This window comes from Vibrio sp. NFR (assembly GCF_027587095.1).
In the GTDB taxonomy this organism is placed as follows: Bacteria; Pseudomonadota; Gammaproteobacteria; order Enterobacterales; family Vibrionaceae; genus Vibrio; species Vibrio harveyi.
Genome location: NZ_JAPPTN010000004.1, coordinates 411657 through 434848 on the forward strand (window position 1 = coordinate 411657; position 23192 = coordinate 434848).

The following is a 23192-nucleotide window of genomic DNA, read 5'->3' on the forward strand; positions in this document are numbered from 1 at the left end:
CTCAAGTAAAGCGTCAGGGGAATAGAGATTTACCTATACTTTATGTGGGTCTCAACACTCTGGAGGCTAACATGACCATGTCAACCCGGCTCGACCACTATTTGACTGAGCACCATATTCACTTTCAAACCGTGAATCACAGTCATAGTAATAGTTCGCTGCAAAGCGGTGTTGCAGCGGGTATCCCTCTCAATAACTTGGCAAAAGGCGTGATTTTGGAAGATCACCAAGGTCGTCATATGATGGCTGTCTTGCCTGCGAATAATAAAATCAGCTTGTCTCGATTGAATGACGAGCTCAACGCCTCTTTCCATTTAATCAAAGAAAGAGAAGTCTATCGTTTGTTTACCGATTGCGATAACGGCGCGATACCTCCGGTGGGTAGCGCTTATCACATGGCAACCATTTGCGATGAAATGCTCGCCAATTTAGAGCATGTGTATTTGGAAGCAGGCGATCACGAAACATTGATTAAGTTGGATAAAGAAGCGTTCCGTGAACTGATGGGAGAAAGTCGTTTTCTACGTTTTAGTAGTCAAGTATTTCATTAGTCTTAAGCTGCAATGAATGCAGTGCCTAGAACAAGTTGGCTCTTGTTGTGACGATTTCATTTTGAATTGCTTTCGCGACAAGAGCCTTTATTCGTCCTAATCCTTGGTGTCTTTAATCTCCTCAACCAAACCCGACCTGTCAATTCGATAATGTGCAAGATCGTGAGCAAGAAAGATATGACCAGAGTAAGCGGTTTGAGCTTCTTGTCGAATCTGCTCGATCGACACTTCCGCTTCAGGGCTGAATTGATAGCGAGGGCTAAAATGAGTGAGAATCAAGCTCGGAATTTGCTTTGTCTGAGCATAACTGGCGACTTGTGAAGAATAGGCGTGACCGACTTCTCCTGCTCGCTCTTTCATCGCTTCTGAGTACGTTGATTCGTGTACCAACAGATGCGCGCCTTCAATTAGACTATCGAGCTTCTCTGGCTTGTCGTTATCACCACAAATAATCACTTTTCTCGGTGGATGTGCAAGCTTAGTAAACGCCTTACTCATTAAGGTTTGACCTTGGTACTCCACATCATTACCCCGCACAAGTTCTCCCCAGATAGGTCCCCTCGGTATGTTCAATTGCTCAAGCTTATCGATGTCTGGATACATACGAATGGTTGACTCTTCCAAACAGTAAGCAAAGCTAGGAACACGATGGGAAAGTGCAGTTGCGGTAATCGTAAACTGACCAATTTCAATCGAATCAAACTGCTCAACTTCGATGAAGTGAAGTTCAAATGGTAGATAGAGTTTGGTGAACGCCTGAGTCGCTTCAAACCACTGTTTAATCCCCTCTGGCGCAATGATCGTCAGAGGATCTTTGCGGTTATTCATGCCTGCACTGGCGAGCAAGCCCGGTAAACCATAGCAATGGTCACCGTGAATGTGAGTAATACAGATAGCTCGCAAGTAATTCAGTGATAACGGAGTGTGTAGCAATTGGTGTTGAGTCGCCTCTCCACAGTCAATCAGAAACCACCCTTTCCCCTTGCTCTCCAGCAAAGCAGTCGCAGAAACATTACGGGATTTAGTTGGAACCCCAGAGGACGTTCCTAAGAAATACAGCTCCATATGACTTCCCATTCCTTAAGTAAAAGCTCTAATCACTCATAAAGTTTAGCATTCGATTCAGTGATAAATTGCATGATTCTGACCGATTTTAACACTAAGCTTTAAATATCAATTAAACACCCGTTTAAAACAATCGTACCAAAACACGCTGATTACCATTTACCATTCTATAACACTTAAGCCATATTTTTTGAGTGGACATCAAACACCATAAGGCTATTTAGTAAAACATACGCAATATAAAAACTGAGCTTAACTATAACATTTACAGATATTTACACCCAAAACTACAAACCATTAGTTATATGAGATGGTAATAACAAATCCTGAAATTCAATGTTACAACTATGTTAATTGTTTTTATGCTTGAGTTGAGTGTTTAGCAAATAACCTACTCATCCCCTGTATAGGTTATTAGGCACTTTTATTTAAAACGCATCCTAAAAACACATGGAGTTTCAGAGTGATATGAAGACAAGGAATGCAAAACTCGCGCTTGCAATAGGTATAGCGCTCAGTTCCCCTAAGTTATACGCCGCTGGATTTCAATTATCCGAACATTCAGCCGCTGGTCTAGGGCGTGCCAATGCTGGCGAAGCCGCCATAGCAGACGGTGCATCAGTAGTCGCACATAACCCTGCAGCCATTACGATGTTCGATTCTTATCAATTGTCCGTAGGTGCTGCTTACATCATGCCAGAGGTTCGCGTAACCGGTAACGGACCTTCAGAATCCTTCAATAATCAGCTAACCAACAATGACGTCGTCGACAATGTGGTTGTGCCATCTTTTTATATTGCAGCCCCAATCAATGACTCGTGGTCATGGGGGCTTGGCATCTTCACTGACTTTGGTTTAGCAACCGAATACCCTGATGACTACTTAGCCGGACCGATTGGTGGGGAAACCAGTTTAGAAACGATTAATTTTAACCCTACCATCGCCTACCGAATCAACGACGAGTTCAGTGTTGGTGTTGGCGCTAGCATTGTTTATGGTAAAGCCAAGCTAACACGTACGTTGGGTATTCTTGCCGATGCGATTAATGCTGATACGGGTGCAAACTTTGCACGCACAGATATTGCAAAGTCACTCGATGGTGATGGCTGGGGTTACGGTTTTAACCTCGGCGCACTTTGGGAGCTCAACGAGAAGCATCGTTTTGGATTAAGCTATCGCTCTAAAGTGGATGTGGATTTCGAAGGCGATTATTACTCAGACATCCCAAGTGCGATTTCGATGCCGGGTGAAACCGTGACGGGTGACCTAACCCTAAATCTGCCGAGCATTACTGAGTTCTCTGGTTTCCATCAGATTACCGATCCACTAGCTATTCACTACAGTGTGATGATGACGGGTTGGGATGTGTTTGAAGAAATCCGCGCCACCGTAGATGGGCAAGAAGTTCTGCAAAAGGATGAGAACTTCGAAAATGCCTTCAAATATGCGTTTGGGGCAACTTACCAACTTAACCCATCCTTCACTCTGCGCGCGGGTATTGCTTACGACGAAACGCCTAACGTGAATGACAAGAGCATCAGCTTGCCAGATTCCGACCGAATCAATTACAGCTTTGGTGCCACGTACGCCTTCAATCAAAACAGCCGAATCGACTTTGGATTCACCTTTATTGATGCCGAAGAAGTCACGTTCACTGAGCCGCTTGAGCCGCACGCTCTACCGGGTGTGGATATCGCCTATCGCTCTGAAGGTGATGCCTACATATACGGAATCCAATACAACCACTCTTTCTAATTATTCCTGACTGAGTCAATAACACTAATTACAGGGAAGCAAATCATGCACGGAATAAACAAAACGGTTGTCGCTGCACTCATCAGTTCCAGTCTTTTGATGGGTTGTAACAGTGACGATTATGACGAACCGCAAACCTCTAGCGGTTATGAATTATCTGAATACGGTACACCAGAATTATGTGGCAATGGTCAGGAATGGGCGAGCGCGGAACAAGTCACCGCGATTGAAAACCTGGTCGAACTTGCCGAAGACAACAGCGTGGTAACACTGCCCGCTGGTTGTTTCAAAATGAACAATCAATTGACGGTCGATTCGAAGAATAACCTCGTGTTATGTGGTGCTGGTATCGACCAAACCTACCTCGACTTCAGTGACGTGGATGGCAAAGATGGTATTGCCATCAGTGGTGGTTCGAACATCACCGTATCCGATCTCCAAATTGCGGAAGCTTCTAAAAACGGTCTTAAAGCAGACGGGGTTGAAGGCATCATTATTCGTGATGTCGCGGCGGTTTGGCTCGAAGTGCCTCGTGCACGTGACGAAGATGGCAACCTACGCGGTACTTACGGCATCTATCCAGTAAAATCTCAAAACGTCTTGATTGAAGATACATGGAGTTACGGCAGTGCCGATGCAGGTATCTATGTGGGTCAAACCATCGGTGCGGTTATCCGTGACAACGTAGCGGAAAAGAACATCGCAGGTATCGAGATTGAAAACAGTTCGAATGTGGATGTCTACAACAACTTAGCGCTAGGAAACACGGGCGGTGTGCTGCTGTTTGACCTACCGGGCGCCACCACTATTGGTCGCTTAATTGATGATGTACGCATCTTTGATAACGTCATTCGTGATAACAACTTAGAGAACTACGTTGATACCACCTGTCAAAATGGACTAGGTGGCTGTGGCGTGGTGGGCATCGTCCCTCCTGGTACTGGCGTCGTCATTCTGTCCGGACGTAATAGTGAGTTCTTCAACAACACGATTACTAACCACGACTCGATGGCACTTGCGATGACGAGTTACTTGTTGGTGAACGGCGATCCCAACGCTTACAGCCCACTCAATGGGACATCTGAAGGCAATGCCGTTATGCAGGGCTGGAACCCTGTTCCGACCAACATGTATTTCCACGACAACACCATTACCAACACGGGCGCCAATCCAAATGGTTCTCTCATTGAAGATATGATTTTGGCATACACGTTAAATCATCAAGCCTTCCCTGCTCTGTTTTACGATGGCGCAGGTGAGTCACTGATTCGTTCACAAATGTTTGCACCATTGCGTGATGCGCTCAACGGTATGACAGGAACAACCAACTGGAATTACCTTACTGAGTTTACCGATGCAGACAGCAACTGTTTAGTGAACAATGGCGCAAGTGTCGGTGTATTGGTTGATAACATGGACCCAACCGCAATTGGTCGTTATGCAGAAAACCCAGCCAATGCAGATTTCTTATACGAGAAAGAGCAAACAACGCTACTTACCGCTGGTTGTGATTCTAAGACGCCATTAGACATCAATACCGTCACAATTAATGGCGTTGTGTATGGTTACAATCAAACCGAAGACGGAGCGACGGATCCTGATAACCCAGATACACCAAATGGCATCATTGGCAACGCAAGCTGTACCCTAGACGACGTGGCGGGTATTAACTGGGATGCGATTACACGTGAAAGCGCGACATACGGTGAAAACTGTGTGAGCTTGTCGCAATACAACCTGTTTGAAGACGCGAAAGATCCAACACAAAACCTCAATTTAGCGGCATCTGCGAAAGGTACTTTGTATGAGATGAACGTTGAACTCTTTACTGACTATGCACGCAAATACCGCTTTGTTGTGATGCCGAACGAAGCCTCTGCAAGCTATCGTGAGCAAGAGGTGTTCGACTTCCCAGTAGGTACCGTGTTGATTAAAACCTTTGCGCTACCTTCGAGTACTGAGAATGCTCGTGGTGAAAACGAAGAGCTCATTGAGACTCGCCTATTGATTCGTCGTGACAGCGGTTGGATTGCCTTGCCTTACGTATGGAATGAAGACAAAACCGACGCTTACCTGACTGCCGTATCGGTACCCTTTGAGCGCAGCGTAGAACATAACGGCGAAACGCTTAATTTCACTTATGAAGTACCAAGCCGAAATGAGTGTACCTTGTGTCACAAAGTAGAATCTGATGTCTCCGATCCTACTGGTAACACACAGCCAAAAGGTTTCTCTCCTATTGGTCCTAAAGCTCGTAACCTAAACAGTGTTCAAGATGTCTCTGATGGCTCGCCAGTCAACCAACTTGTACATTGGGAAACGCTGGGGCTATTTACAGAAGCTTTACCAGATACACCAGAGAACTTACCTAAGACCCCTGTCTTTGATACCGAAGCGGGAGCAAGTAATCTAACGGATACTGAGCTACTGGATTACGCCAAAGCGTACCTTGATGTGAACTGTGCGCACTGCCATCGCACCGAAGGTAAAGCGGCGAGTAATCCATTCAAGTTTGAATACTGGCGTGAAGGGATCAGTGAAATGGGTATTTGCGCTCGTGGTATCACCTTCCACAAAGGTCCATCTCCGTATGTGATTGTACCGGGTGATCCAGAAAACTCTGTGCTGCACTACCGCATCAATGTCGACAACGGAAATATGATGCCAGAACTAGGCAGACACGTTGTTCACGATGAAGGTGTTCAGTTAATTGCCGATTGGATTAACTCAATTGATACCACGGGCTGGAGCTGTGTAGAGTAATAATATCAATGGCTACCAAGTGTTTAAGTAACCATTAACTTACTTCAACTAGCCGTATTAAAGGCAAACGAAATAGAAGAGCATATGAAAAGTCTCCAGCTATGCCGGAGACTTTTTGCGGTTTTATGCTTAATCCAAATTGATTTAGTCTTGTGGATTCTCTTTCGCGTTGATTTCTGCGTAGGTGTGAAGAAGCTCAGTTAGCGTTTTCACCCATGCAAAAACATCGTTTGGTGTATTTTCTAATAGCTTTTCAACTTGCGCGCAGTGCGTTTCAAGTGTGATAGCTTCTTCTAAACGGAATGAAATCGCGTAGAAATGCCACAGCACAAGCCGAGTCATTCGCTCACTGTTCTGCTTCGCATTATCGGATTCATCAAATGCTTGCTGAATTTCGCTTAGCGCGATTGCAGTCATACGTAACATTGCATCTAGGCGCGCCGATAACATACGGTCTTCGCTGTCTACTTCTTCTTGATCAAAGGTAAACAGCTCGTTCATCACATCTTCTGGCACCATTTTACTGATCATGCGAGCACTGAACTCTTCCAGTTCATGGCGAGGCATAGTCACAAGACAATCGAACGTGTAATCACGAAGCATAAAATCACTCTATATCAGTTATAACTTTTAGAGTGCGCATTCTAAGGGCTGTGATTTCAATTGCCAGTGTTTCTTTTGTTGGATGTCCAACGAATCTTGTTCACGTCGCCTTAGTCGGTAGATTTGCTCTTCTTAAAATACTGGAACACTTTCCAAACAGCGAACGCTGCCACACCAACGATCAATGCAGAGCGAAGGAGAATGGGCGCATCGTGTTCGAGTTGGGTTGCGTGAGGGACAATGCTTGCAAACAACCTACTGGCAAAAAGCAGCCCCATCACCAACATAATAACCTTGTTCATACGCGCTACCTTTCAAAGTCGAGTCCCACGCACCAAACGCAGTTATCGAGTTGTTTGCTAAATAAGAGCCTTAGCCCTGAGTGAGCTTAAAAGAATGCGCGCCATGATTGTCGTCGTCAACACCACCGAGGTCTGAAAGTCGGTAAGCTAATATTGCATATTTGAGGAAGCGCCAAGTGATGCCAATCAATTACTCTCTAGCTGCCAACCTTAACCCCCGAAGAACACATTCTGTCCCTTATTTGACCATAAATCGTAGTTCTTCATGACTTTGGAGAACTGGGAGCTTTGAATGTACCCGTGCAACCTCGCATTTAACTTTGGGTAAGGGCTTTATAGAGATCACGAATTTTCATTTGAAATTCCATTACTTTCAAAAAGAGGAACTTGCCTCCATCAAAGTTCACCGCATTTAGTACGGCTTCCTGTGTTTACAATATTTATGAAATCAACAGCTTTCAAACGTAACACTCAGGAGGCTCACCTATGAACAACGAGGCAAAACAACTTTTTCACCATCTGTGTCATCAATACGACGAGCTGTCTCAAGACTTAGCTACTCGCCCTTTTCCTGAGCTATCGGAAACCATCCGTCACCCACTAGGTTATTGCTTTGTTCGTTGCTCTATCGGCAGTCAACGTTTTTCAATAGTGTCGATCAAGTTTGATCCTTCGGTACGAGGTCAAGGTGTGCTAACGGCTTTTATCAACTACATCAAAAGCAATCCACATCAATACCAAGGCGTTGAAGTTGCAATCATCGAAAACCAAAATTTAGCGAAAAGGTTGCTGTCTCTTGGGTGGGAATACAAATCCTTGTTTAGCAAACTTTTCTTCTCCAAAAAGCCCACGCTCGTTAAAGACTTTCAATGCGCCTAGTCGTCGCCTTTTAGCATATCGATAAATGCTCGTCTTGATTCAGCAGACATATCACGATGTGTCGTGTATGCCACATGAGCATTTTCCTTAGCAGCTTTCGTAAGCTCAATGCTCCACAAGGCATTTATCTGGTTTGGCACTAGTGAGTAACGTACGTCAATGATACGCCGTTCATTGTTGGGATCTCGTACGACAAAGCCATCAGAAAACCATCGGAATCGCTCAATATCTGCGGCTTGCTGTGATGTACGGCTTAACCAAGGAAAATCTTTGCTGACATCTAATTTAGTCACAGATTCACCAGTATAGATTTTTATGTACGTCCCTACTCTTATGGCGTCCACATAGTAGTTACCATCAGCTTCGTAGATGACTTTCCAAACCAGAATGTTTGCGAACGTGGGTTTAGCTTCTAATCGCAACGGCACATGTTGTCTTGCTTTAGCCACCTTCCATCCAGCCTCTTCTGCTCTTTCTCTTTGAATCACTCCGAAGGAGAGATAAGCGAGTGCCCAAATTAAAGCGATTCGCCCGTACCAAGGGTTACGTTTCCAGAACGCAAACAGAACACCAATTAAAATTGGAAGCGTAAAGAGAGGATCGATAACAGAAACCGTATTCCACGAATAACGAGCATTGGTTAGCGGCCAGAACAGTTGAGTGCCGTAACTGGTGCACGCATCCAGTAAACCATGTGTCGCGTAACCAAGTGCGCAATACCACCAGCTTTGTTTGAACGATAACCCAAACCTTTTGCCGAGCATTGGGTATAAAGCCAATGCACAGAGCAAACTACCAATAGGAATGAACACCAATGAATGGGTGAATTGTCGGTGGTATTCAAGAAACAACAGCGGGTCGCTCGAAGACTGAATCAGAATGTCTAAATCTGGCGCCATGCCCGCAAGCATTCCAAGCACACCTGCCGCCACTAAATGCTGTTTTTTACTTGCCGACTGAGACAAAGATGCCCCAACGAGTCCTTGAGTTAACGGGTCCATCGGCTATGTTCTTTATTTTGTCTAAAAACCAGAAAGGTTGGCTGCATAAAATATCCGTATTTAGTGAACTCGAGAAAGGAACGACATAGCGCATCAAAGTGATTGAATCTCTGAGTTATTTGCACAAGAGCACTACCTTTAGTGTAGAAGGAGTCAGTTACTTCCGCCTCTATTACGCTATAATCTGACACCTTACCTTTTGAGTATAAGTTTGAGGAAACTCAATCAACGCCAATTCCGAGGAATGCCTTGCAATTAACCAGCTTTAAATACAAAACGCGAAAAGGTCCTGACTATCGTCATGGGGAGCAAGTGTCGTTCATCGATATTAAAGAGACCTTTGGCATTGGTGGTATCCGGATTGGCAAATGGGTTAATACGGAGGAAAAAGATCTCGCTGCAAACTTGATCTTTGATTCTTTGGCTGACTTAGCTTATCTCTTAGCGTTGCCACCTTCCGCCATAGGGCTAAGAGGCAATTTGAACCTCGCCTTCGGTACAGGTGGAAGTAAAGGTGTTCAAGCGCATTATGCACCGAATCAACGCGAACTTGCTTTAGCTAAGAATGCAGGTGCTGGTGCACTTGCTCATGAGTTCTGGCATGCGTTCGACCATTACATCGCAGAAAAAGCGTTTGATATTGGTGATAGATCAGGTCCACAACGTAAGACGATATTTGCCAGTGATTGCTGGCTGCATAACGCAGAGCATTTCCCTCACCCATTAAACGAGCGACTGCTTAAGATTTTCGATACAACTTTGCTCAGTGCCGACGGACAAGATAAGCACGATTACGTGACTCGAAGCGTTAAAGCGGATAAAGCAATGGGCGCTAGTTACTTTTCTCAACCTACGGAGATGATGGCAAGAGCATTTGAAGCCGTCGTAGAATCTTGCTCGGGCATCGAAAACTCTTATTTGGTTTCCGGCACAACTAAGGCGGACGCCATTATCGTCTATCCAGACATTGCTCATCGCCAAGTCATTCACCAGGCACTGCAAGCTTATTTCAGACCGCTTGGTGAGGCATTGAGCCGATAGCAAAGAATAGCGACTATGCGCCACGAGATATCATGATTTCCCAGTACAGACCTTTACCACAGAACTAAAAAAGGTTTATACATAAACTTATATTATTCAAAGTGCTGATATTTCATGACGCTAAAACAAATTCTGCAAATCCGTAATGTCCGCTGCTTCTTAATGTTCCGAAGCAGCTACTTTGCGCGATTCTACTATCCAGTGTTCACTCTACTCTATTTAGATTACGGCTTAACACTGTCTCAATTTGCGATGCTCAACGTGGTTTGGGCTGCAACCATCGTGCTAGCTGAAGTCCCTTCCGGTGCATTTGCCGACACATTAGGACGCAAACGACTAGTGGTGCTATCTTCGATAGTGATGTTCATCGAAATTGCAATGATCGCCTTTGTCCCTACAGGAAATCCCACTTTTGTTTTCATTGTATTTTTGATTAACCGAGTGTTGAGTGGCTTAGCTATGGCACTGGCAAGCGGCGCAGATGAAGCGCTGGCTTACGACACGCTAAAAGAGCAAGGCAAAGAAGATTTGTGGCCACGAGTGCTGCAAATCCAACTTCGACTGTCTTCGAGTATCGGTATAGTCGTCACCCTTTTGGGTGCAGCCATGTACGACGTCAACTTTATGGCAAGCGTTTATCATTTCTTAGGATTCGCAGAGCCAGAGTCTACACAAGACATCATGAGAATCCCCGTCTATGCGACCTTGTTTGTAGCAATGATTGCTATCTACTCGGCATTCAGCATGAGAGAAGCGAAAAAAGTCATCCCGAGCAACAGCAGTAAGTTAGCGTCCACGATGGAGAGTATGAAGCTGACCCTCAACACGGCAAAATGGGTATTGTCGACGCCTTATGTATTGTTCATTCTTCTCTACTACAGCTTGTTTGAGCATACATCACGTATGTTTTTAACCATGAATAGCCAGTACTACCGTGCCATTGATATTCCGATTATTTACTTTGGTTTTATTGGTGCAGGCATCAGTGTGTTGCAGATTCTGTTGGCAGAACAAAGTCGTCGTTTAGCAGAAAGCATGGCTCCGAAAACGTTCATTGCAATAATGGGGTTTGCGAGTATGGCGACGTATTATTGGATTAGCCTTGGATGGTCTATTTACGGCGTCATTCCGGCGTTGATCCTTATCTTCATCATTATGACGATGAACATTTTCATTAGTTATCATCTCAACAAGAAAACGGAATCTCACAACCGAGCGACGGTACTTAGCTTTAAAGGTTTAATGTTTAACCTAGGCTACGGCTCAATTGGTATTCTTTATGCCTATTACTACAAGTTGATCTCGCAAAACTATACGCAAGAACAGATCGCACAGCACATCGATTTCATCGCTTCGCTATCTTCATTCTTTTATTACTTTACGTTCTTGTTTATCGCCATCAGCGTATTTTTCTACTTTAAAGATAAGAAGCAGACCATTTTCTAACCGCAGATATTGGCGATTCAACCCCATCTAAAGATACCAAATAAGGCGAACCAAACGGTTCGCCTTTGTGTAAACAGATAGCGATTTCTAACTACCTCAATTCAAACAACTCTCGATGAAATGACTTCGCCGGTAAACCTAACCTTACAAATGCTTTCTCAAGTGTCTTGCCTAATTCTGATGGTCCGCAGTACCACACACTGCAATGTCTAGTACCTTCTACACACTCTGTGACTTCTGCATTTCTGAATCGACCTTGTACACTTGTGTTCTTCGTATATAGCGTAACACCAGCCTTCTTTGCTCTTTGTTTTAGCTCGTCCAAAAGTGGCTTATCTTCTTCTCGATAGCTGTAAAACAAGTACACCGTTTTGCTTGCACCAACTGTCTCTATCGCAGTTAAAAATGGCGCAATACCAATGCCTGCGGCAAACCAAACTTGTCGTTCTGCATTATCTTGAAAATTGAACCGTCCATACGGTCCTTCAATACGCGCAGCTTGTCCAACCTTTAATGAACCTTTCAACGCAGAGGTGTAATCGCCATTCGCTTTGATCATGAGCCTTACTTCACCATTTTGATGGTAAGCGGAAGCTAAACTAAAAGGGTGTGGGCGCTCGTTATCACCAAAATCGACAAAGGCAAATTGACCTGGTTGATAAACAAACTCCGCTGAATCAACTTTGAGCATGACTTCAATGCCATTACTGATCGGCTTGATACTTTGTACTTTGGCATCATGGCATTTCTTCTTACCATTCAAATTAAAGATGGTCATGAAGCACCCTACCGTTGCTAACCCACTCACACATAAGAGAATGGCTCCAGAAGGGGTTAGCCATAGACTCGCCTCAAAAAACATCACCATGTGTAAAACTAAAAATAAGTATAAATACGGAAGCACTTTGTGGGTGAGTTGGAAGACGTTGTGCTTAAACTTTTTAATCCATGCGATCAGAACAAACGCAGCGGAAAGGTAAAAACCATACTCACCAATAAGCTGAGCAGGGTCGCCCATTGCATCTATTAGTTTCCAAAACGGGAAAGTCTCATCCTTTGGTTCGACAAAACCAAAATCCATAGCGAAATCATCACTTAAAAATGCGCCCCAATGAAACAACGCCGAAAACACGGCAGAAATACCAAGGTACTTATGCAATCGATATTGTTTATCTAACCCTCCTAACCAGCGCTCTAAAGGCCAATGTTTAACAGATAAAATCACGCACAACGACATAAACAACATTGACACAATGCCACTGTAGTTAACCAAATAAGTGCGCGCCTGCCAAAATAGGGACCATTCAAGAGTTGGAGTTCCAATTTGCAACACAGCATAAGGGACAAGTAACGTAATGAGTACAACACCAAAATTGAGCATCAAATTTCTATTCATACAACGAGTTCAATCCAATCATGACTTTAATCGTCACTAAGCTATCAATAGAAGTGTGAAAAACTTGTATAGCTCGAACCCTCCAGACCAACAGGGATGGGTTGAACGCTAAAGTTCGTTAACGCAGCGATAGACGCAGTACGACTATTCTATCGGGACGAGCTTGTTCAATGCCGTATTCACATTTCTTTTACACCGTCACCTACACTATGGAGACGACAATAAAAGACCTCTCTCAGATGAAATTAGCGCTTAAGGAGAACTCAATGAAAAAACTCATATTATGTATCGCCCTAACCGCTTTTGGTGTGTTAAGTCTGCCAAGTTATGCTGCCGCCGATGCAGAAATCATCAGTCAAGAAGATGCCATTAAAGCAGCGCTAGGGGCGTTAGATGTTGAGGTGCTAGGCATTCGTCACGATGAACCTGATACCCAGTGGGATGTGTTTATTAAGCGTGGAGATAAAGCGTACGAAGTCGAGGTTGATGCTCTCACAGGTAAGATTGTTGCGGCGGAAGAGGAAAGTCTAGCCGAAGTTCAAGCAGAACTTTCTGGCGATCTTTCACATGAAGGCGTGATTGGCGATGTCGATAAATAACGAGTGAGTTAAGGGCAACATAAACCGCTCCTATTAATCTCACTTTGTGTATTCCGCCCTTCTAATAGCCCATCGAAAAAAGGCGAACCAAATGATTCGCCTTGGGCGGACAGTAGGAAAGGAATTTATCGAAGACAGTTACAGCTTATCAGCGTCAACGACTTTTATGGTTGTCCAATTAGAGTTGGCATCTTGGATGAAGCCTTGTGTATCTTCCAACCAGCGCTTTTGCACCGATTTATCAAGATTCAGATATAGTTTGCCGTCTTCAATTTTCCACGCTTGAGGGTCAGTTTCGAACTTTTTACCCATCGCTACACCAAATGCACAGTAACCACCGTATTGTGGTGCGTAAGCTTTTGGATCCGTTTTGAATTGATCACGGTTTGCCGCATTAGCAAAGTGGTAGATAGCATTGTTGTAAGTGGCTGAATATTCAGGCTTGCCTTGCACTGCGCCATTATCTGTAAAGTACGCAACTGGGTCATATCCCTTGATCGCAAGATCATTAGCATCAACGCTCATGCCTACATCCGCAGCCATTAATGAAAAACTGGTTCCGAGTAAAGCGGTCATTAAAGTGAGTTTTCGACCAGTTGATTTAATGCGTGACATAGTAAGCTCCTTGTCTGTTTGTTTACCTTGTGTGAATAAATTAGCGGACTCTCCCGGTCTAAAGAGGGACTAATGACCAAAAAAATACGCAAATCGTTCGGAGGTAAAATGGACTTGTTATCACAGCTGATGGAACACTTCTCAATAAGGACTGGTGTTTTCTATTCCGGGCATTTGTGTGGCATTTCTTCATTTCAATCAGATCACCACAACAGAGGCCACCTTCATGTACTTAATGCGGGTGATTTAATCTTGACGCCTGCAGGAGAAAATCCAAAACGGCTCACACAACCTTGCGTTATTTATCTGCCGAATAATACCCCTCATCGATTGGAAGGAGGTGAAGACAGTAAATTGGTGTGTGCAAACGTGGATTATAGAGGTGGTCAGATAAATCCTTTGTTGTCCGTATTACCAGACGTGATAGTCATCCCCTTTGAAGCTGCGCCAAACTTAACACCGGTATTAGATATGTTGTCTCAAGAAGCCAGCAAGAACTCAGTAGGACAGGAGTTTTTGATGGACAAGCTAAGCGACACTCTGATGGCTTTGATCTTCCGTCACTTAATTCAAGAGCAGAAAATCGAGCACGGTCTATTTGCCGCCCTTTCCCACCCTCGCCTTGCCAATGTCATTACTGAAGTGCATCAATTACCACCTCGTCACTTTCATATCAATGAAATGGCGTCCATCGCTGCGATGTCTCGGACTCAATTTATCGAGACCTTTAAACAAGTGGTTGGTGAAACTCCGGGGGATTATGTACAAAAGTGGCGAGTATCGGTCGCGCAATCGATGTTATTGCAAAATAAGCCGTTGAATTGGGTCTCTGATGAAGTCGGCTACAGTAGCTATTCTGGCTTCTCCCGCGCTTTTCAAAATGTCTCAGGAATGTCACCACGTCGCTGGTTACAAGAGCAAAAGGATGAAGTTGTTTGACGCAGCCATTTGTTTGACTAAAAAAGCGAGTCAAAGACATGCTCCCAAAGGGCACTCTTTGCAAATGTAAGGACCTTGGCTTGTATACTTTGTTGCCGATTCTTGATTTAGACCCACTAAACCTTTAAATCGCCGCCGCGTCTACAAACCAAGTCATTCTCGCTGAACCTAGCATCTCGAGGTTACTTGGGTATAACTACCAGAGCTGAAAAAACGGCTATCGTCTCCCTGCGTACAAGTCCCTACCACCGAGCCATGCACTGATAAAGCCGTAAAGAGCAAGATAAGGACAAACAACAGCATCTTATGCTTTCAATCCTCGTCAATCTGAGAAGTGACAAATTCATCGATAAACAACTTTCCTGCAATCGAATCGATCGCGGCGATGGCTCCTCCCGAACCGTGGTAGGTTTCAGCATATAGATTGAATACTTGACCACAGGTTCGACAGGCAAAGTAGTTACAGATTAAATCATTCCACCCTTTCCGATTTATCATCTGAGAAAAAGGCTCACCCCAACTGCCGTAACCCAAGTATTTAAGCGTTTTAGCCTCCGTTCTTTCATTGAGAAAGCACATTGCATTCGCCAAATCTTTAGGGTTGTTTATTTTTCTCGCGGCATCTGAACAATCTTCACAACTCATTTTGGTTTTCCAGTTCACCTTTAACTAAATTTATTGCTGTCGTTCAAAATAAGTACCTAGCTTATGAACGATGTGTTGTTGTAAGCCCTCCCGATTGCAAAGCATGATCTGAAGGTCTCGGTTATGTGTTCGGAAAAAGAGTGATAAACCACTTTCATAAGGAACGAAGTTATGGTCAATAAACACCATTTCCTCATCAACTTGATACCGCTCACCGTTATAATCATAAAATTCTTTTTTGACTCGGTAGCGAACACCAGGATGTAAAACACTAAAACTCTTATTTTGACAAGTGTTGTTCATTTTTCTCAACGACCCTATTCTGTGGCGTTCAACCTAATATAAGTAATCCTGCGACCTAACCGCTAACAACGGAGCCAATAAATACCGTATGTTTCGGGTCATTGTTGAAGTCGATGATTGAAGTGCGATGCGCTTGTGTTGTTATCAGTAAGCGTTGCATTTGTTTCACGCTTTACCACAGCAGATAGCGAATCTATTAAGGTAAACGCTGGTATGTCAGGTTGGGAGCCAGAAAAACCTTGTCACAGCAAATTGATTCCGAATTGCTTTGCTACTAAGTTTGTCAAAGCAAAACAAGCTACCGATACTACGCAGCTGATTAATAGCGTCAGCCAAAAGGAGTATTTGGTTAGCAAATACGGGAAGAGTAAAAACATTGGCAACGTCGGCACGACAAACCAAAACGTGTAGAAAGCGTGGTTGGACAGTTTTTCTGTGCCTTGACCTTCAATATACATCCATACCAACGCCAAAATAGTCACTGTTGGTAAGGCAGCTACCAAGGCACCAAGTTTGTCACTTCTTTTCGCCACTTCAGAAATTAATACGACGATTGCCGCCGTGGTTAAGTACTTGGTCACTATCCATAGCATTGTATTGCACCTTCAATTCACTTCGATCCGCTCTTAAAGTTAAACAAAAACAAGGCTTTGTTTACAAGCTGATAACCTAATATCTGTGAGTCTTCTCAGACATCAAGTAAAGCTATAGGCATACTATTTGAGACTTCATTCTTAACGAGTCCAACACACTTGATTTCGCCCTGAGTTTTTCGCTTTGTATAACGCTCGGTCCGCTTCTCTTAATGCGTCTTTTAGAGAGTCTGTGCCGTCAAAATAGGCGACCCCAATACTTACCGTGATATCAATGTACATATCATTGATAAACACGGGCGTATTCGCCACTGTTTTTCTTACTCGCTCGCAGTATAGGTATGCTTGTCGAGCGTTAGTGTTTGGCATCAACAACATAAATTCCTCACCACCGGTGCGAGAAAGAGTGAAATCATGGCTCGTGTTTGCTTCGCATAGCTTAGAGAACTGAGCTAATACGATGTCCCCCACCTCATGACCATAAGTATCATTAATGCTCTTAAAAAAATCGATATCAAACACAGCAATTGAGCCTGCCGTATTCTCTTTTCTTAACACCTCAAACTTAGTCTCAAGACCACGACGGTTTAGGAGTCCAGTTAAGTAATCGGTATGCGCTTCATTTTGCAGGCTATCTCGCTGCATTTCTGAATGACGAAACTTGTTGAAGTACCTCACCGGTGTTGTCACCAATATTAGTAGCGTCAACAAAGTGGCAAAAATAACCACTCGTGGGATCAAGCCACTGTCCTCTGGCGATATTGAGATTTGCCAATTGGTGTTAAAAATCGTCACGACGCCAGTATGAATGTCACAATCAATCTCACCTTTAGAGCTGATCACTTTGTCATAATAGTTGCTGTTATCAGGATCATAGCCAACAACAGAGTAACGATTCACGTGGTTTTGGTTTAATACTTGCTCTAGTTTGCTAACGATTGATTCTAAATAGATAACGGAAGAAGAAAAACCAATGAAATTCGCATCGTCTGAGATACCTTTTCTGAGGATGAATGCTTGCTTACCATTTTGAACTAAGGTGACGGGACCTATAATCGTGTTTTTCTTGCAGTTTACAGACTGGTTTGCCCCAAGTTTTCGTGTTTGGTCTTCAAGAACGTTGTGACCAACTGCCGCTTTATGCTCGTCGTAGGGATAAGCATATTGCACGACCCCTTTTGGAAGGTATAACAAGGCATCCACATTGGTATAAGTGGATAAAAGCTTACGACTAAGTTTATTAAACTCTGCTGATGACATGTCATGGTTCTTAGAAAGCACCACAACTTCTTTCAATACTTCAGCCGTAATCAATGCGTCATTAAAGATGACTTTCATCTCTTTATTGATAGCACTGATAACTTGTTCAGATTCTTTTTCGTTATTGATGGCGGTTAGTTTTGTGGCGAGTAATTCCGTTAGCAATAATACCGAAATTAAAAATACTACTTTGATGCCCCAACTCATTACAACTGTCCTAGATTAACCCACTCTCCCTATCCCTAATTCAACAACTAAAATCCGTTTAGCTTTCATTCACTGCAATTCTGATCAAGATTTGAACTTGATGCATTTAAGAAGCGGCGATTATACGCATAATTGTATACTGTTCGATGATCAAAAGGTGTCGTTACGGATAAATATTTTTATCAATCAACAGTAAATTTCTATCGATCGATTTGATTGATCGACACAATCGATTCTATTAATTAAAAATATTGACCGACACGGCAAAAACTTAATGCCTAAACTGATGAATTTTCAAACAAATCTAGCCATTTTCTAGAATTGTCACTGATAATCGTCTGGTTTACATGAGCGACAGCAAGCAGAGCCAAATTTACTCGTCAATTGAAGGCGAGCCAAAAAACTCGCCTTTAATCTTATATCGACAATCAAGCTATGAATGATCAGTTAATGTCTTGCACCTTCATAACCAGTTCTTCCCAGTTTCTTTGGTTTTCGATATCGTGCTCTAAACCTTGGTCATCGGCAATTTGGAAGCGCTTAACCGCTGGCGTTTTACTGGTTGCTTGGTAAAGCCAGTAAGCTTCGGCTTTCAACGCTTCATCGATTGGCTTATCGATTGACTCGTACACCATTTGCTTACATGCATTAATAGATTCAGCTGGGAACTTAGAAATTCGCTGCGCTAACTCATCAACATAAGGACCAATCTCATCAGGCTCCAACGCTTTGTTTATGGTGCCGTACGCTTCTGCTTCGTCCGCATCGAAGTCGCGAGCACTCAAGATGATTTCTAGAGCACGTCCTAAACCAACCTGGCGTGCCATCCGAGATGCGCCACCACCGCACGGTAAGATGCCCATGCCAACTTCCATCTGCATAAATTTGTATTTACCGCGTGCGGCAAAGCGCATATCACATGCCAATGCAAATTCATGACCACCACCACGGGCAAATCCCTCCAACTTAGCAATCGTTGCTTGTGGTAGCTTGCTGATCCTTTCTAACACTGATTGAAGGTCAAGCAATTTCGCTTCTTCACGAGAAACTGCTTCTGTCGACATTTCTTTCAGCAATTCGGTGTCGTAATGACAAACCCAAATTTCTGGGTTAGCAGATTGGAATACAACCACTTTCACGTTGCGGTCACGTTCCAGACGTAGCGCTAAACCGTTCAAATCCGTCAACATTTCCTGCCCTTGTACGTTTACCGTTCCAAAATCAAACGTAACATAAAGAACGGCTTCTTCTTGTTTTGCAGTAAATGTTTTGTAGCCTTCGTAAGCCATATCCATTTCCTTTTTCCAATAAAAACATAACGTTGCAATTTACTTGAGCAACGCAATTAACGTTACGCCTCTGAAAAACATCAAACAATGATTTATAAATTGAAACAGTATTTACGAAAACTAAAAGGTTGTTTGTTCGCTTACGACTAGTCGTTAAGTTTCTAGCGCTGATTATTTGCATTCACAAGCAACTAGAACAGCGACCTTCTAGTTGCTCGAATGATTATCAACAAGCGCACTTCACATGGGCTTGTGCGATCCCACGGTCTAACTGCCTATTCATAACTAACTTAATCCTTGGACTCTTTAGCTTCTGTTTTCTCTTCCTGAAACTCTTCACTCTCTACGACATCAACAACGTCCTGAGTTTCCGTATCGACCCACTTCATAAACACCTGATAACCAGCAGCTAAGAATGCAGCGCCAATAAACATACCCAGTATACCGCCAGACATCATGCCGCCAACGGCACCAATAAGGACAATAGGCATCGGGACTTCTAACCCTCGCCCGAGAATCAATGGTTTTAAGAAGTTATCAATCAAGCTAGCGGCGATCAGTAAGATGGTAAAGATCACGTTATGAACCGTTCCGCTGTCCCCCGCCCACAACAAACCAACGGCGACTAAAGCAATAATAGTGACCGGAAGTTGAACGATAGCGAAGACTAGTGCGATAAGTGTAAACAAGGCTGCGGCAGGTACGCCGGATAATGCAACGACACCGCCAAATGCCATTGCTGTTAAGAAAGCAATACCAATGATGCCCACGGCGACTTGCCTGATAGTTGCAGTGGTAAGTTGGTGCAAATCCGGACCTCTTACTTCATCGGTAAAACTAATGAAGATCTTACGTATCGACCTAGCCGCAGGTTGTGCCCAAGCAAGCATGATCCCCGCAATAATAATCGCACCAATCAGCATAAACACACTTTTCGCCGCACCTGTCGCACTGTCAACAAACCAACTAAAGAACCCTTTAATTTGTGGCTGACGCTTTTCAATAAAAGTTGGTAGATCGTCCGCTGCTTCATACCAAACCGCATGAACTTTTTCACCGACCAACGGCCAGGTTTTCACACTGTCTGCTGGCTTGGTGATTACCAAAGTGCCATCTCGGTAAGACTCAAACGCACCTAAGGTTTTAGAAGCAAAAGAGTTGCCCACCATTGCTGTTGGCGTGCCGAGAATCAGCACACCAATAATCGCGATCAATGTTGCCGAGCGCGCGGAGCTTAATCCGAGTTTTCTTTCAATAACAAGTTTGACTGGATAAAGCGCAATAGCAAGGACTAACGCCCAGAGCAAAATAGGTAAAAAAGGTAAGAATGCCCACCAGCACACAATAACGATAAGCGTCGTGATTGAGAATCGTATCAAAGATGTGGTGAACGCTTTCGCCAGTATTTTCTCAAGATTTTCATTTGAATTATTCACTGTTTATCCCTTTGGTTTCACGTCATATTCCCATCATCTGATGATGGATAACGTGTCAATTTTTCCAAGCACAGTCATTGTCCGCGCATTACACAAGTGGATGTTTTAGAGCCCCACTCTGCAACGCAAAGCTCACATATAAAACCTAGTACAACCTCCCGTACGTTCAACGGTTTAATGGTGAGTTGTTTATGAAGTCGATGTTAAGAAGCGTTATTAAGTGACCATATTCTGATTTTGCGGTTCTCTATTTCCACTTGTATAACGCGCGCTTTATATTGCTCACTTTGTTGCACTATTTAAGCAGTAAGGGCAAAAAGATGTCAGCACTCGAACTTATGCGTTCAGGAAAGGTTTATAACTGTCTGGACGAAGAACTTCAGCTCATGCGGGAGCGCACATGTGAGCTCATTTTCAACTTCAACCATGAACCCAATGCAGCAAAGCGTCATGCACTTCTCGTTGAAATAGGCGTCAATCTTGGTGATGGTGCTTGTATCCAAGCCCCGTTGCAATTGACGTATGGATGCAACCTTTCAGTGGGCTCGCATACTTACATTAATTGGGATGCCATCATCATAGACAACGGACAGGTAACTATTGGCGCGAACGTGATGATTGGTCCGCGAGTTCAAATCTACACCGCTGCGCATGCTTTAGAGACAGAGCAACGCCTTGCTGGTGATGAAACTGCAAAACCTGTAACCATAAAAGATAAAGTATGGATTGGTGGTGGTGCGATCATTATGCCGGGCGTGACGATTGGAGAAGAAGCTGTCATTGGTGCTGGATCTGTCGTAACGAAAGATGTGGCTCCGAGAGACCGCGTTGCTGGTAACCCCGCTCGCTCCATCAAAAAAGACTGACAAGCTTGTCAGCAGAGGGAATGGAAAACCGGAGAGATTCAACGGTTTGTAGAGGTCACCAACCGATATACTCTTTCTTTTCTTTCAAGGACTTGCTTTATGTCTTTTTCGACAAAGTCGTTAATAATAGCGTTCTCTCTCGCCACCAGTTCGGTGTCACTGGCGGCGACAATTGAAAACTCAGCTTCAAACGAAACTGTTTCCCAAGACGCGATTGCAAATAATGCGGCATCAACGACCTTTCCATCTACACAGACATGGCTAAACCACATCACAACAGGCTTAGCCCCTTACTGGATGGATGAGAAAGCTTACGGAGAACCTGTTGGAAACTTCCCCACTTTCCGCTGCAACGATGGTCGCAAACTGAATACAGCCAATGTTTGTCCTGAGTTAGATCGAGGTTGGATTACTCCTTATTTTGGTCGTGAATATACGCGGATGAAGTCGCGCCAAACCTACGCCTATGGGGTGCTTTTCCACCTAACTGGAGACACGCAAGCCCTTGAACTAGCGAAACAAGGGGCTTATTACCTAATCAATGAATTGCAAGACAAAGAGCGTGGCGGCTTTATTTCGTTCACGCAAAACAAACAAGCTGGTTTAAAGTGGACACAGAGAACTTCGCAAGACCAAGCTTACGCACTCGTTGGACTTGCAATGTATTACTACCTAACGGGCGATCCTCTGGTAGAAAAAGTACTTATTGATCAGCAAAAATTTATCTTCGATAACTACAGACTAAACGATGAAGTAGGACTTGCTTGGGTTTTACAAGATGGAGATGAGCAAAGTGCAAAACAGCATGAGTTGGTTGCACAATTAGACCAAATTAACGGCTATATGCTTTTGGTCGCTCCCCTATTGCCTGAGCCACATCGAACGAAGTGGCTCAGTGACCTGACCTGGTTAACAAATACATTAGTTCAACATTATCACTCAGATAAAGAGCAACGCTTCTACGGTGCCATTCATCATAAAGCCGTCATGCAGCCAAACGCCAAACATAACGATTTCGGTCACACCATTAAAGCGTATTGGATGACTTACCTTGTCGCAGAACAAATAAACAATGCCGATTGGAAACAATTTGCGAAACAAGGCATGCGAACGACATTAGAGCGAGCACAATATCAACAACAGTTTGAACCAGTTAGCGCTTTTTTTTCTCCCGAACTGCAGAGCGAATGGGCGAATCAATCCATCCCTGCTTGGCAAAGCCGCCCTTATTCTAACGGCAGCTCTTCTTGGGAATGGGCAGAGCTTGACCAATCAGCAATGACACTTGCCATTTTAGATAGCAAGGTGGGAAATGTACTGCCATACACCACACGTACTTTTATGGATGCATGGGTTGATCATCAATATGGGGGCGTCGGTCTCGATCCAAAGTCAACCAAAGCGTTTCATTGGGGCAATGGTTATCATCAATTCGAGCACGCATTGATTGGCACCTTAACGTCTGGCGCACTAAACCATCAACCAGTAACTTTGTATTATGCAAATGCGAGCAAAGTGCAATCCGATTTCACGCCTTATTATTTCCAAGGCAAAGTGGATAACGTCGAACGAACGGCGCAAGGCGAAATTCAAGCAGTGACCTATAGTAACATCACCCCATAACCACACTTTGGATAC

The 23192-nt window shown here is 43.9% G+C and carries 22 protein-coding genes; 10 read left to right on the forward strand and 12 right to left on the reverse strand.

From position 1 onward, the window contains the following. Window positions 1-71: 71 nt before the first annotated feature. A complete protein-coding gene (locus OH463_RS10575) occupies window positions 72-551 on the forward strand; it encodes an aminoacyl-tRNA deacylase (RefSeq protein ID WP_009699021.1) in 480 nt (159 codons plus the stop codon). Between the two features lie 96 nt (window positions 552-647). Here OH463_RS10575 and OH463_RS10580 read toward each other — a convergent pair whose 3' ends face one another. Then, window positions 648-1616: a ribonuclease Z gene (locus OH463_RS10580; RefSeq protein WP_269991234.1), complete on the reverse strand. Its 969-nt coding sequence runs from the start codon at window positions 1614-1616 to the stop codon at window positions 648-650. Window positions 1617-2084: 468 nt separating this feature from the next. On the opposite strand from OH463_RS10580, the gene OH463_RS10585 reads away from it, so the two are divergent. Both OH463_RS10585 and OH463_RS10590 read left to right on the forward strand, forming a co-directional pair. Further along, window positions 2085-3371: an outer membrane protein transport protein gene (locus OH463_RS10585; RefSeq protein WP_269991235.1), complete on the forward strand. Its 1287-nt coding sequence runs from the start codon at window positions 2085-2087 to the stop codon at window positions 3369-3371. A 45-nt stretch (window positions 3372-3416) separates the two neighbouring features. Next, on the forward strand, window positions 3417-6134 hold the full coding sequence (locus OH463_RS10590) for an SO2930 family diheme c-type cytochrome (protein WP_269991236.1): 2718 nt from the start codon (window positions 3417-3419) through the stop codon (window positions 6132-6134). 144 nt (window positions 6135-6278) lie between these two features. Here the strand turns inward: OH463_RS10590 and OH463_RS10595 are convergent, their stop codons facing one another. Beyond that, entirely contained in the window at window positions 6279-6737 is a 459-nt protein-coding gene (locus OH463_RS10595; RefSeq protein ID WP_009699017.1) for a hypothetical protein, read from the reverse strand. A gap of 110 nt (window positions 6738-6847) precedes the next feature. Continuing rightward, complete coding sequence (locus OH463_RS10600) at window positions 6848-7039, reverse strand: hypothetical protein (RefSeq protein WP_005447081.1); 192 nt, start codon at window positions 7037-7039, stop codon at window positions 6848-6850. A gap of 486 nt (window positions 7040-7525) precedes the next feature. On the opposite strand from OH463_RS10600, the gene OH463_RS10605 reads away from it, so the two are divergent. Beyond that, window positions 7526-7918, forward strand: a complete 393-nt coding sequence (locus OH463_RS10605; RefSeq protein ID WP_009699015.1) for a hypothetical protein — start codon at window positions 7526-7528, stop codon at window positions 7916-7918. Here the strand turns inward: OH463_RS10605 and OH463_RS10610 are convergent. After that, a complete protein-coding gene (locus OH463_RS10610) occupies window positions 7915-8919 on the reverse strand; it encodes a metal-dependent hydrolase (RefSeq protein ID WP_239924816.1) in 1005 nt (334 codons plus the stop codon). The two genes, OH463_RS10605 and OH463_RS10610, sit on opposite strands and share 4 nt — an antisense overlap. Window positions 8920-9168: 249 nt before the next feature. Here OH463_RS10610 and OH463_RS10615 point away from each other — a divergent pair, with 249 nt between their 5' ends. Beyond that, window positions 9169-9960: a CLCA_X family protein gene (locus OH463_RS10615; RefSeq protein WP_009699013.1), complete on the forward strand. Its 792-nt coding sequence runs from the start codon at window positions 9169-9171 to the stop codon at window positions 9958-9960. Window positions 9961-10074: 114 nt separating this feature from the next. Continuing rightward, the gene (locus tag OH463_RS10620) at window positions 10075-11406 is read left to right on the forward strand and encodes an MFS transporter (protein ID WP_269991237.1); all 1332 of its coding nucleotides are present in this window, start codon (window positions 10075-10077) and stop codon (window positions 11404-11406) included. Between the two features lie 91 nt (window positions 11407-11497). On the opposite strand, the gene OH463_RS10625 is transcribed toward OH463_RS10620, so the two are convergent. Further along, the gene (locus OH463_RS10625; RefSeq protein WP_239990448.1) at window positions 11498-12802 is read right to left on the reverse strand and encodes a ferredoxin reductase family protein; all 1305 of its coding nucleotides are present in this window, start codon (window positions 12800-12802) and stop codon (window positions 11498-11500) included. Window positions 12803-13068: 266 nt separating this feature from the next. Here OH463_RS10625 and OH463_RS10630 point away from each other — a divergent pair, with 266 nt between their 5' ends. After that, the gene (locus tag OH463_RS10630) at window positions 13069-13401 is read left to right on the forward strand and encodes a PepSY domain-containing protein (RefSeq protein ID WP_017818757.1); all 333 of its coding nucleotides are present in this window, start codon (window positions 13069-13071) and stop codon (window positions 13399-13401) included. A 138-nt stretch (window positions 13402-13539) separates the two neighbouring features. Here the strand turns inward: OH463_RS10630 and OH463_RS10635 are convergent, their stop codons facing one another. After that, complete coding sequence (locus OH463_RS10635; protein WP_049537542.1) at window positions 13540-14016, reverse strand: YHS domain-containing (seleno)protein; 477 nt, start codon at window positions 14014-14016, stop codon at window positions 13540-13542. Window positions 14017-14124: 108 nt separating this feature from the next. On the opposite strand from OH463_RS10635, the gene OH463_RS10640 reads away from it, so the two are divergent. Next, on the forward strand, window positions 14125-14955 hold the full coding sequence (locus tag OH463_RS10640; protein WP_033007359.1) for an AraC family transcriptional regulator: 831 nt from the start codon (window positions 14125-14127) through the stop codon (window positions 14953-14955). Window positions 14956-15267: 312 nt separating this feature from the next. Here the strand turns inward: OH463_RS10640 and OH463_RS10645 are convergent, their stop codons facing one another. The 6 genes from OH463_RS10645 to OH463_RS10670 all read right to left on the reverse strand — a co-directional run bounded on the left by OH463_RS10645 (window position 15268) and on the right by OH463_RS10670 (window position 20688). Beyond that, the gene (locus OH463_RS10645; protein ID WP_005447096.1) at window positions 15268-15600 is read right to left on the reverse strand and encodes a hypothetical protein; all 333 of its coding nucleotides are present in this window, start codon (window positions 15598-15600) and stop codon (window positions 15268-15270) included. 30 nt (window positions 15601-15630) lie between these two features. Then, entirely contained in the window at window positions 15631-15903 is a 273-nt protein-coding gene (locus OH463_RS10650; protein ID WP_101905296.1) for a DUF3601 domain-containing protein, read from the reverse strand. 242 nt (window positions 15904-16145) lie between these two features. Further along, window positions 16146-16496 carry a DUF3147 family protein gene (locus tag OH463_RS10655; RefSeq protein ID WP_005447099.1) on the reverse strand — a complete coding sequence of 117 codons (351 nt, stop codon included), beginning with the start codon at window positions 16494-16496 and terminating at the stop codon, window positions 16146-16148. A 141-nt stretch (window positions 16497-16637) separates the two neighbouring features. Beyond that, window positions 16638-17963 (reverse strand): sensor domain-containing diguanylate cyclase, encoded by a 1326-nt coding sequence (locus OH463_RS10660; protein WP_050938235.1) that lies wholly within the window; start codon window positions 17961-17963, stop codon window positions 16638-16640. 443 nt (window positions 17964-18406) lie between these two features. Continuing rightward, on the reverse strand, window positions 18407-19252 hold the full coding sequence (locus OH463_RS10665; protein WP_005447102.1) for an enoyl-CoA hydratase/isomerase family protein: 846 nt from the start codon (window positions 19250-19252) through the stop codon (window positions 18407-18409). A gap of 290 nt (window positions 19253-19542) precedes the next feature. Then, window positions 19543-20688, reverse strand: coding sequence for an AI-2E family transporter (locus OH463_RS10670; RefSeq protein WP_017818753.1), 1146 nt, complete (start codon window positions 20686-20688; stop codon window positions 19543-19545). A gap of 320 nt (window positions 20689-21008) precedes the next feature. On the opposite strand from OH463_RS10670, the gene OH463_RS10675 reads away from it, so the two are divergent. Next, on the forward strand, window positions 21009-21554 hold the full coding sequence (locus OH463_RS10675) for a sugar O-acetyltransferase (protein WP_005447106.1): 546 nt from the start codon (window positions 21009-21011) through the stop codon (window positions 21552-21554). A gap of 99 nt (window positions 21555-21653) precedes the next feature. Further along, entirely contained in the window at window positions 21654-23177 is a 1524-nt protein-coding gene (locus OH463_RS10680; RefSeq protein ID WP_152164323.1) for an AGE family epimerase/isomerase, read from the forward strand. Window positions 23178-23192 lie beyond the last annotated feature (15 nt).